Source organism: Paraburkholderia sp. (assembly GCF_026225065.1).
GTDB lineage: Bacteria > Pseudomonadota > Gammaproteobacteria > Burkholderiales > Burkholderiaceae > Paraburkholderia.
The window spans coordinates 1-8,708 of sequence record NZ_JAMFSB010000083.1 but is presented as its reverse complement, the minus strand read 5'-3'; the positions used below and the strand labels follow the sequence as shown (position 1 = coordinate 8,708).

8 protein-coding genes are annotated in these 8,708 nt (G+C 62.6%); 6 read left to right on the top strand and 2 right to left on the bottom strand.

The annotated features are described in order from the left end of the window. Together M0954_RS06540 and M0954_RS06535 are read right to left on the bottom strand one after the other, a co-directional pair. The coding region (locus M0954_RS06540) for a methyl-accepting chemotaxis protein (protein WP_297352218.1) at positions 1-1,430 on the bottom strand (1,430 nt) is incomplete at its 3' end. 382 nt (positions 1,431-1,812) lie between these two features. After that, positions 1,813-3,204, bottom strand: a complete 1,392-nt coding sequence (locus M0954_RS06535; protein ID WP_297352216.1) for a PLP-dependent aminotransferase family protein — start codon at positions 3,202-3,204, stop codon at positions 1,813-1,815. Between the two features lie 344 nt (positions 3,205-3,548). Between M0954_RS06535 and M0954_RS06530 the strand changes: the two genes are divergently transcribed. The 6 genes from M0954_RS06530 to M0954_RS06505 all read left to right on the top strand — a co-directional run. Next, positions 3,549-4,031 (top strand): MSMEG_0572/Sll0783 family nitrogen starvation response protein, encoded by a 483-nt coding sequence (locus M0954_RS06530; RefSeq protein ID WP_007181138.1) that lies wholly within the window; start codon positions 3,549-3,551, stop codon positions 4,029-4,031. An 18-nt stretch (positions 4,032-4,049) separates the two neighbouring features. Beyond that, a complete protein-coding gene (locus M0954_RS06525; protein WP_297352214.1) occupies positions 4,050-5,105 on the top strand; it encodes a Nit6803 family nitrilase in 1,056 nt (351 codons plus the stop codon). Next, positions 5,098-6,168 carry an MSMEG_0568 family radical SAM protein gene (locus M0954_RS06520; RefSeq protein ID WP_297352220.1) on the top strand — a complete coding sequence of 357 codons (1,071 nt, stop codon included), beginning with the start codon at positions 5,098-5,100 and terminating at the stop codon, positions 6,166-6,168. Before M0954_RS06525 ends, M0954_RS06520 begins: the two co-directional genes overlap by 8 nt. Before the next feature lie 2 nt (positions 6,169-6,170). Beyond that, positions 6,171-6,746: an MSMEG_0567/Sll0786 family nitrogen starvation N-acetyltransferase gene (locus tag M0954_RS06515; RefSeq protein ID WP_297352212.1), complete on the top strand. Its 576-nt coding sequence runs from the start codon at positions 6,171-6,173 to the stop codon at positions 6,744-6,746. Next, positions 6,743-7,729: a sll0787 family AIR synthase-like protein gene (locus M0954_RS06510; RefSeq protein WP_297352210.1), complete on the top strand. Its 987-nt coding sequence runs from the start codon at positions 6,743-6,745 to the stop codon at positions 7,727-7,729. Before M0954_RS06515 ends, M0954_RS06510 begins: the two co-directional genes overlap by 4 nt. Further along, positions 7,726-8,708, top strand: a 983-nt coding sequence (locus M0954_RS06505; RefSeq protein ID WP_297352208.1) for an MSMEG_0565 family glycosyltransferase, incomplete at its 3' end; no start/stop codon positions are given. The genes M0954_RS06510 and M0954_RS06505, both read left to right, overlap by 4 nt.

The window sequence follows — 8,708 nt, the reverse complement described above, 5'->3', positions numbered from 1 at the left end:
TCGGCAATGCCGGTGGCCTGATCGACCGTAGCGGTTGCAATGGCTTCGACAATGCGCGTGACGCTACCCGCGCTTTCCACCACGCCATCCATCGTATCGCTTGCGCGGTGGATCAGTTGCGTGCCGACTTCGATGGTCGACACCGTGTCGCGGATCAGTTCCTTGATCTCGCGCGCGGCGTCCGCCGAGCGTTGCGCGAGACTACGCACTTCGCTTGCGACCACGGCGAAGCCGCGTCCCTGGCTGCCCGCGCGAGCCGCTTCGACTGCTGCGTTGAGCGCGAGGATATTGGTCTGCGCTGCAATGGCTTCGACCACGCCGGTAATGTCGACGATCCGCTTCGATGCCGCGTTGATCTGCGCCATCGTGCGCACCGCGTCGCTCATTACGGCGCCGCCGTCACGCGCCGCTTGTGCCGCGGTTTGTGCAAGTGTGGTTGCGTTGCGTGCATGACTGGCGTTCTGTTGCACGGAGTCCGTGAAATGCTGCATCGATGCGGCGGTTTCTTCGAGCGACGCCGCTTGCTGCTCAGTGCGTGCGGACAAATCCAGATTGCCCGCGGCAATCTGCTGGGTGGCGGCGGAAATCGTCGTGGCGCCCTCGCGGATTTCGCTGACGATATGGCGCAACCGGTGATTCATGTCGTTGAGCGCGACCAGCAACTGGCCTGTTTCATCGCTGCTCTCGACAGTGACATCGGCACGTAGATCACCTGCGGCCACCGCTTGCGCTACGCCCACGGCTTGCCTTACCGGCACGGTGATACTGCGGCTCAGGAACCAGACCGCTGCGGCGCCGGCCACGAGTGCGGCCAGCACGACGACCAGCAACAGAGTGCACGCCAGGTGGTAAGCGTCGACAGAGGCCTGTTCGATGCGCTGGTTCGAAGCCTGCGCCTGTTGCATGACCGAGGCGACAATCGCGTCGATCGCATTGGTCGGCGCACGGTCGATGCCTTTGACTAGCGCGTCGACGACATGCGGGCTGTTGGGATTGGCGACGTCGAAATGCTGGAGTGCGCCGAGATAGCTCGTCTGCAGGTTCTCATGCGTGGCGATCGCATTGTCGACGCCATCGAGGTTCACGCTCAACGCAGCCAACTGGCTTCTGAGTTTTTGCAGCGCGGCCGTGGTCTTGTCGCTCTGCGCGACGAACGCCTGCTGATGAGTGGCGAGCGCACCCGCATCGGTGCTGCGTAATAGCAGGTCTTTCCATTCCTGGACCTGCTTCTTGAACTCGACCTGGGCGACGCGGGCGGTGTCGGCTGCCTGGCTGTATTGCTCGAGGGTCAAGGCGGATTCGGTCTGCAGCGTGTGCGTTTTCGAGAGCGCATGCCATCCTTCGAGCCCGACCACCATCGTCGCCGCCAACAGCACGGCGCCTAGCAACGCCAGCTTGGCGGCAATTTTCAGATTTCTAAAAAGCGACACAACTACTACTCCTGAATACGTTTAGCGGATGACTGCCTGCCGCCCACGCTTGTGGCATCGGCGCGGCGGCTAGAACCGGTCGGGGCGGTTGGACTTTATGGCGCGGTGAGGTACGCCGCGAGCCCGGAAGGGCCGTGATGAGTATTTGAACTGTTTATGGCGGGGCGGTAGAGTCACACCCTGCAGCGAGTCAATCTTCAGACTATTGAGCGTGTCTTGCCTCCTCATCGCTGATGCGGGGCACGACATCTCTTGCGGGTATACGGCGGCGCAACCGAAAACTTGAGCGTGCGCGTACGTGGCCGGGTTGCGGCGTGTTAGGAGCATCGCCTTTTGATTGGCTTTCAGCGCTGTTTTTAGTGCATCTCTTTGTGCTTGCGTCTCACATGATTGCCGAATGCAGATGATGCGGATGCTCAAGCGTTTCGGCAATGATGCGCAGCGCCTCCTCGCACTCTTCACGATTCTTCGATCCACCAAGACACACGCGTACCGCATTGGGCGGATTGCCATCGGTCGAAAACGCAGCGCTGGCGACGGCGGCGATGCCCTGATTGCGCAACTGCAGCGCCAGCTCGGATGAACTCCAACCATCGACGCCCGGAATCGGCAGCCACAGATGAAAGCCATCGGCATGCGCATCGTAGGACCACTCCTCAAGGACGCGTGCCGCGATCGCCTGACGGGCTCTGGACTCGCTGCGAATCGCGTTGAGCATCTCTTGCGCGGTGCCGTCGATCACCCACTGGGTCGCGAGCGACACCGTAAACGGACTTGCCATGACGGTGGTCGCGCGCAGTGCGCCAGCGAGGCGCTGCGTTTGCCGTGGCGTGGGCGCCTGCAGATAGGCGACGCGTAAGCCTGCCCCAAAGCTTTTGGAAAGGCCGGTGACGTAGTAAGTCAATTCCGGCGCGAAACTCGCCAGCGTGTCGGGCGCCTGCAGCGGCAACATGGCGTAGGCGTCATCTTCGATGATCGGCACGCTATAGCGTAGCGCGACATCCGCGAGTGCTTCGCGGCGCTTGTTCGTGAGCGTTAGCGTACTCGGATTCTGCAGCGTCGGATTGCAGTAGAACGCACTCGGCTTGTCGGTCTTGCAGAGCGCTTCGAACGCATGCGCAAGTGGCCCTTCGTCGTCGCGTGCAAGCGCCTGCAGGCGCACGCCCAGTTGCGCCGCGATCGCCTTGATGCCCGGATAGGCGAGCGTGTCGAGACAGATCATCGCCCCCGGTCGCGCAAGTTGCGAAACGAGCGCCACCAGCGCGCTGTGAATGCCGGGGCACACCAGCACGTTTTCCGCCGGGCAGTTGGGCAGGCGGCGTTTGAGCCACTCGGCGCCGGCCGCCTTGTCGGCCAGCGAGCCACCGAAGTCCTGATAGCGCAGCAACTGATACGGATCGGTATCCGCCATCAGACGTGCGGCCGATTCGCTCAAACGCGCTGCGTACTCCGCCGGCTCGGGTGGCGTGTTCATCGTCATCTCGATGCTGCTGCCGCCGGAGAGCGGCAGCGTGGCGGTGCGCCCGCGTACGAAGGTGCCGCTGCCGGCGCGCGAATCGAGCAGGCCGCGTTTCTTCGCTTCGGCGTAGGCGCGTGCCACCGTGGTGTAGTTGAGCGACAGCTCGTCGGCCAGATCGCGCAGGCCTGGCAGCCGGTCGCGTGGCCGCAGCCGCCCGGTGGCGAGATCTTCTTCGATCAGGTCGGGAATCGCGAGGTAAGCGGGCTTGCGGATTTCGGCGAGGCGTTTGATCCAGTGATGTGTCGGGCTACTCATCGTTTTTGCGTTGCTAAAAGTGATCGCATTCAATGATCGGATTGATCGTTTATGGTGAATGACTGCACCGGCTGTGCGCATTTGCATCGCTTGATCGCACCCGGCTGGTGCGATTGACGCTGCAAACGGCGCTTCTGTTGATGGCGCTGGCTGTACGCAAGCTTCAGGCCAAAAATTTTTTCGGGGCGCTTAACGAATGATCGTCTGTTTGATTGGAAAGTGATCGCATCGGCGCCTGCCTTTAATGGCACGGCCGTTGCGTTAGTAAGCGCGGCGCAGACGTCTTGCGGCGCCGTGCTACCACGCGACATTTACCGTTCACGCAAACCACATTGGAGAGTGCCATGCCTGCCGTCAACAAACCGCTGCATCAGAAGGGCGATTACCTCGTCGATTACGAAGAGAAGGTCTTCGAGGACGTGAAGGCCGAGCCGGGCGAAAAAGCGCTTGTCACGTTTCACACGGTGGCCTTCGAAGGCTCGATCGGTTTCGTCAACCTGCTGCAGGCGACCCGCTTGCAACGCAAAGGCTTCGAGACGTCAGTACTGCTTTACGGGCCAGGCGTCACGCTCGGCTTGCAGCGCGGCTTTCCGACACTCGGCGACGAAGCTTTCCCTGGTCATCTGAACTTCAACAAACAGTTGACGAAGTTCATGGAAGAAGGCGGCAAGGTGTATGCGTGCCGCTTCGCGTTGCAGGCGCTGTATGGACACGGTGAGGCTTCGCTGATCGAAGGCATCCGCCCGATCAGCCCGCTCGACGTGCTCGACATCCAGCTTCTGCATCGTAAGGACAACGCGCTGGTCATCCACACCTGGACGGTCTGAGCACAGGCGGCCATCACCATGTCTGAAAAACGCATTGTCCGTGCCGCTGCGGTCCAGATTTCACCGGACTTCGAGCGTAGCGACGGCACGCTCAACAAGGTCTGCGAAGCAATCGATCAGGCGGGGCGCGAAGGCGTGCAACTGATCGTGTTTCCCGAGACTTTCGTGCCGTATTACCCGTACTTCTCGTTCGTGCGGCCTCCGGTTGCCTCCGGTGCCGATCATATGAAGCTGTATGACGAGGCGGTAGTGGTGCCGGGGCCGGTGACGCAGGCGGTGGCCGAGCGGGCGCGTCTGAATCGCATGGTGGTCGTCCTCGGCGTCAACGAGCGCGATTACGGCAGCCTCTACAACACGCAACTGATCTTCGACGTGGACGGCCAGTTGCTGCTCAAGCGCCGCAAGATCACGCCGACGTTTCATGAACGGATGATCTGGGGGCAAGGCGATGCGGCAGGGCTGAAGGTGGTGCAGACCGCACATGCCCGGGTTGGTGCGCTCGCTTGCTGGGAGCACTACAACCCGCTTGCGCGCTATGCGCTGATGACGCAGCACGAAGAGATTCACTGCAGCCAGTTTCCGGGCTCGCTGGTGGGGCCGATCTTTGCTGAGCAGATCGAAGTAACGATCCGGCATCACGCGCTGGAGTCGGGCTGTTTCGTCGTCAACGCGACGGGGTGGCTGACCGAAGCGCAGATTGCTTCGATTACCAGCGACACGGGTCTGCAGAAAGCGCTGCGCGGCGGCTGCAATACGGCGATCGTCTCGCCGGAAGGGCAGCATCTCGCTACGCCGCTGCGCGAGGGTGAGGGCATGGTGATCGCCGATCTCGACATGGCGCTGATCACCAAGCGCAAACGCATGATGGATTCGGTGGGCCACTACGCGCGGCCCGAACTGCTTAGCCTCGCGATCAACGAACGGCCGGCCACGACCGTCTCGCCGATGCCGTCATGGGGCGCCTCCGCCAACGCTTTTGCCCCTGAAACCGGCACTGATTTCAACTCAACCACGGGATGCCGCGATGAACGCCAACGAGACCTTGCCAGCCGCGAGCCGGCAATTGATGACTGAGTTGCAATCGGTCGGCCTGCGGCTTGCCGATCCGGGTACAGGCGTCGCCAGCCGGCGCGGTGGCGCTGGGCCGTCGGACCACAAGGCTGTGACAGTGGATGGCGTGACCATCATGGTGCCGGTGCATACCAACACCGCGTGGCATTCTCCATTCGTCGCGGCACCAGCCGACGCGAGCGGCACCAGTTCGCTGCTGCGTGGCACGATTCCGATCGCCAATATCAGCTTTCCGAAGGCGCCGCGTTTCTATGGCATGCAGACGCTCGACGGTGTGCCGTATTCGCACATCGCCACGCTGCATAGTGCCGACGTGCTGGCGACCACGGTGCTGCAGACCTGCATCCGCTACGAGAGCCGTCGCAAGACCTGCAAGTTCTGCGCGATCGGCCAGTCTTTGGCGGCAGGCCGCACGATTGCTCGCAAGACTCCGGAGCAGCTCGCCGAGGTAGCGCGCGCGGCTGTGTTGCTCGACGGCGTCAAGCATATGGTGCTGACCACCGGCACGCCGCCCACCAGCGACCGCGGTGCGCAGATCCTGTGCGAAAGCGCGTTTGCGATCCGCGCGGCTGTCGATCTGCCGATTCAGGCGCAATGCGAACCACCGGACGACGACCGCTGGTTCGCCCGCATGAAAGCGAGCGGCATCGATACGCTTGGTATGCACCTCGAAGTGGTAACCCCTTCATTGCGCGAACGCATCATGCCTGGCAAGTCGAGCGTCCCGCTGTCGCGCTACATGGAGTCGTTCAAGGCGGCAGTGGCCGTATTTGGACGCGGCCAGGTGAGTACCTATATCCTCGCCGGACTCGGCGATACGGCCGAGGCAATTCTGACGATGTCGCGCGAGCTGATCGAGCTCGGCGTTTATCCGTTTGTCGTGCCATTCGTGCCGATCAGCGGCACGCCGTTAGAGGATCATCCGGCGCCTACGCCTGAATTCATGAAGTCGGTTCTGCAGCCGCTCGGGGCGATGCTCGCTCAAGCGGAGATGCGCTCTAGCGACATCAAGGCTGGTTGCGGTAAGTGCGGCGCCTGTTCGTCGCTATCTTCGTACGAGGTGTGATCATGTTTGGCGAAGCGATTGCGGGCGCATCCGAAGAACTCGATCTCACGCCGGTGCTATACACGCCGACCGAGTTCCGCATCAAATGGACCACGCTGCCGTGGGAAGCTGAGGGGGCCTACAAGCTGCGGCGTGCGGTGTTCTGCATCGAGCAGGGCATCTTTGTCGGTGACGATCGCGACGAGGTCGATGAACGTGCCCAGCAACTGGTGGCGGTGAGCTGCATTGCCGGCATGCCCGAACAGGTAGTGGGCACGGTGCGCATCCACCAGGAGGCGCCGGGCGTGTGGTACGGCTCACGGCTTGCGGTGCACGCGGCGTTTCGACGTCACGGCAAGATCGGCGCGACGCTGATCCGGCTTGCCGTGACTAGTGCTCATGCACTCGGCTGCGAGACGTTTCTCGCCCACGTGCAGAGCCAGAACGTACCGATGTTTCAGGCGCTGCATTGGGATGCGCTGGCGCAGGAGACGATGCTTGGGCGTCCGCATCATCTGATGCAAGCGCAACTCGAACACTACCCGCCGTGCGCGACACCGCGCAGCGGCTTTGTTGCGAAATCGCGGAGCGCGTCATGAGTGTGGCGGATCTCGTCGCCAGCTTGCGCGAGAGCCGCGGCTTCCGGCACAAGACCGATATCGCCGGCGTGGTGTCCTCGCTGGCGCGACGGCTGCCTGGCGGCGCTGGCGATCTCGGTCAGGCGGTGGCCGTAGGTGACGATTGCGCGGCCTTGCAGGATGGTGATGAGTACCTGTTGTTCGCTATCGAAGGCATGGTCAGCGACTTCGTGCAGGCAATGCCGTGGTTCGCGGGCTACAGCAGCGTGATGGTCAACGTCAGCGATATCTACGCGATGGGCGGCCGTCCGCTCGCGGTCGTGGATGCACTCTGGAGTAATGGCATCGAAGCGGCGCATGAGGTGCTCGCGGGGATGGCGGCGGCTTCAGTAGCGTACGGGGTGCCGATTGTGGGTGGGCACACGAATGCGCGTAGCGATCACGCGCAACTGGCGGTGTCGATCCTCGGGCGCGCCAAAGCGCTGCTGTCGAGCTTCAACGCGCGGCCCGGCGACCGGCTGCTGATGGCGGTCGATCTGCGTGGCCGCTTCGAAGAGCCGTATCCGTTCTGGAATGCTTCGGTGGGCGCGCCGGCTGCGCGTCTGCGAGACGATCTGGAATTGCTGCCGCAATTGGCCGAGAGTGGGCTGTGCGACGCGGCGAAAGACATCAGCATGGCGGGTACGCTTGGCACGGCATTGATGTTGCTCGAATGCTCGCGGGTCGGCGCGCGCATCGATCTTGACGCGATTCCCAAGCCCGCCGATGTGCCGCTGGCACGCTGGGTTACCGCGTTTCCGAGTTACGGTTATCTGCTCGCGGTACGGGAAGAACACGTAGCGCGTGTGCAGGCCCAGTTCGTGGCGCGTTCGCTAACTTGCGCCGTGGTTGGAACGGTGGATGCATCGCGTGAGGTGGTTGTGCATCGCGGTGAAGACGCTGCCGTGTTGTGGGACTTTAGCGGCGAGCCGTTTATTGTCCCGACGGATCAGGTGCTGCAATGAACACGGGCGCGTTGCGCATTGGGCTGCTAACGCATTCGGTCAATCCGCGCGGCGGCGTGGTGCATACGCTCGAACTCGCGAGCGCACTCAGCGCGCAGGGCCATGATGTCACCGTGTTCGCGCCAGCTACGAACGGCGAGACGCTATTTCGCACGCCGCCTTGTCGCGTGGTGTATGCGCCGGTGATCGGGTCGCAAGCCGGCACTGTAGCGCTGGTCGATGCGCGCATTCGTGCCTTGAAACGCAGTGTGCTTGAGCACGGCACGAGCGCGTTCGATGTCTTGCACGCCGAGGACAGCATCAGCGGCAATGCGTTGGCGGAACTCAAGGAGGAAGGTGCGATTCACGGTTTCGTGCGTACCGTGCATCATCTGGATCATTTCGACGAGCCGCGCCTCGCGGCATGGCAGGAACGCGCGTACCGCGACGCGGATCAGGTTTTATGCGTGAGCGACACGTGGACGGGTGAAATGCTCAGCCGTTACGGAATCGCTGCGGTCACCGTGCCGAATGGCGTCGATGCAACACGTTTCACCTCGCCTATGTTGCCCACAGACGAGGCCATCCGGCAACGCCTGGGACTCGGAACAGGCCCGCTGATTCTCGCGGTAGGCGGCGTCGAAGCGCGCAAGAACACGCTTGCGCTACTCGATGCATTTGCCGCAGTGCGTGCGGTGTTTGCCGATGCGCAACTGGTCGTCGCGGGTGGCGCCAGTCTGCTCGATCACGATTCGTACACGCGGCGGTTTATCCAGCGTGCGGCGGGACTAGGCCTATCCATCGGACCGCAAGAAAGCATCGTCGTCACAGGGCCGCTCGAAGATGCCGCGATGCCCGCACTGTTCCGGAGCGCGGATGTTCTGGCGATGGTGTCGGTGCGCGAGGGTTTCGGACTGGTTGTCCTCGAGGCGCTCGCTTGCGGTACGCCGGTTGTTGCGTCGGCGATCGCGCCTTTCACGGAATACCTCGATAGCGACAC

What these genes read in the sequence shown, in the direction of transcription:
- M0954_RS06510 (WP_297352210.1), top strand. Translation starts at nt 6,743, where the DNA reads ATGAGTGTGGCGGATCTCGTCGCCAGCTTGCGCGAGAGCCGCGGCTTC.
- M0954_RS06530 (WP_007181138.1), top strand. Translation starts at nt 3,549, where the DNA reads ATGCCTGCCGTCAACAAACCGCTGCATCAGAAGGGCGATTACCTCGTC.
- M0954_RS06515 (WP_297352212.1), top strand. Translation starts at nt 6,171, where the DNA reads ATGTTTGGCGAAGCGATTGCGGGCGCATCCGAAGAACTCGATCTCACG.
- M0954_RS06525 (WP_297352214.1), top strand. Translation starts at nt 4,050, where the DNA reads ATGTCTGAAAAACGCATTGTCCGTGCCGCTGCGGTCCAGATTTCACCG.
- M0954_RS06535 (WP_297352216.1), bottom strand. Translation starts at nt 3,204, where the DNA reads ATGAGTAGCCCGACACATCACTGGATCAAACGCCTCGCCGAAATCCGC.
- M0954_RS06520 (WP_297352220.1), top strand. Translation starts at nt 5,098, where the DNA reads ATGACTGAGTTGCAATCGGTCGGCCTGCGGCTTGCCGATCCGGGTACA.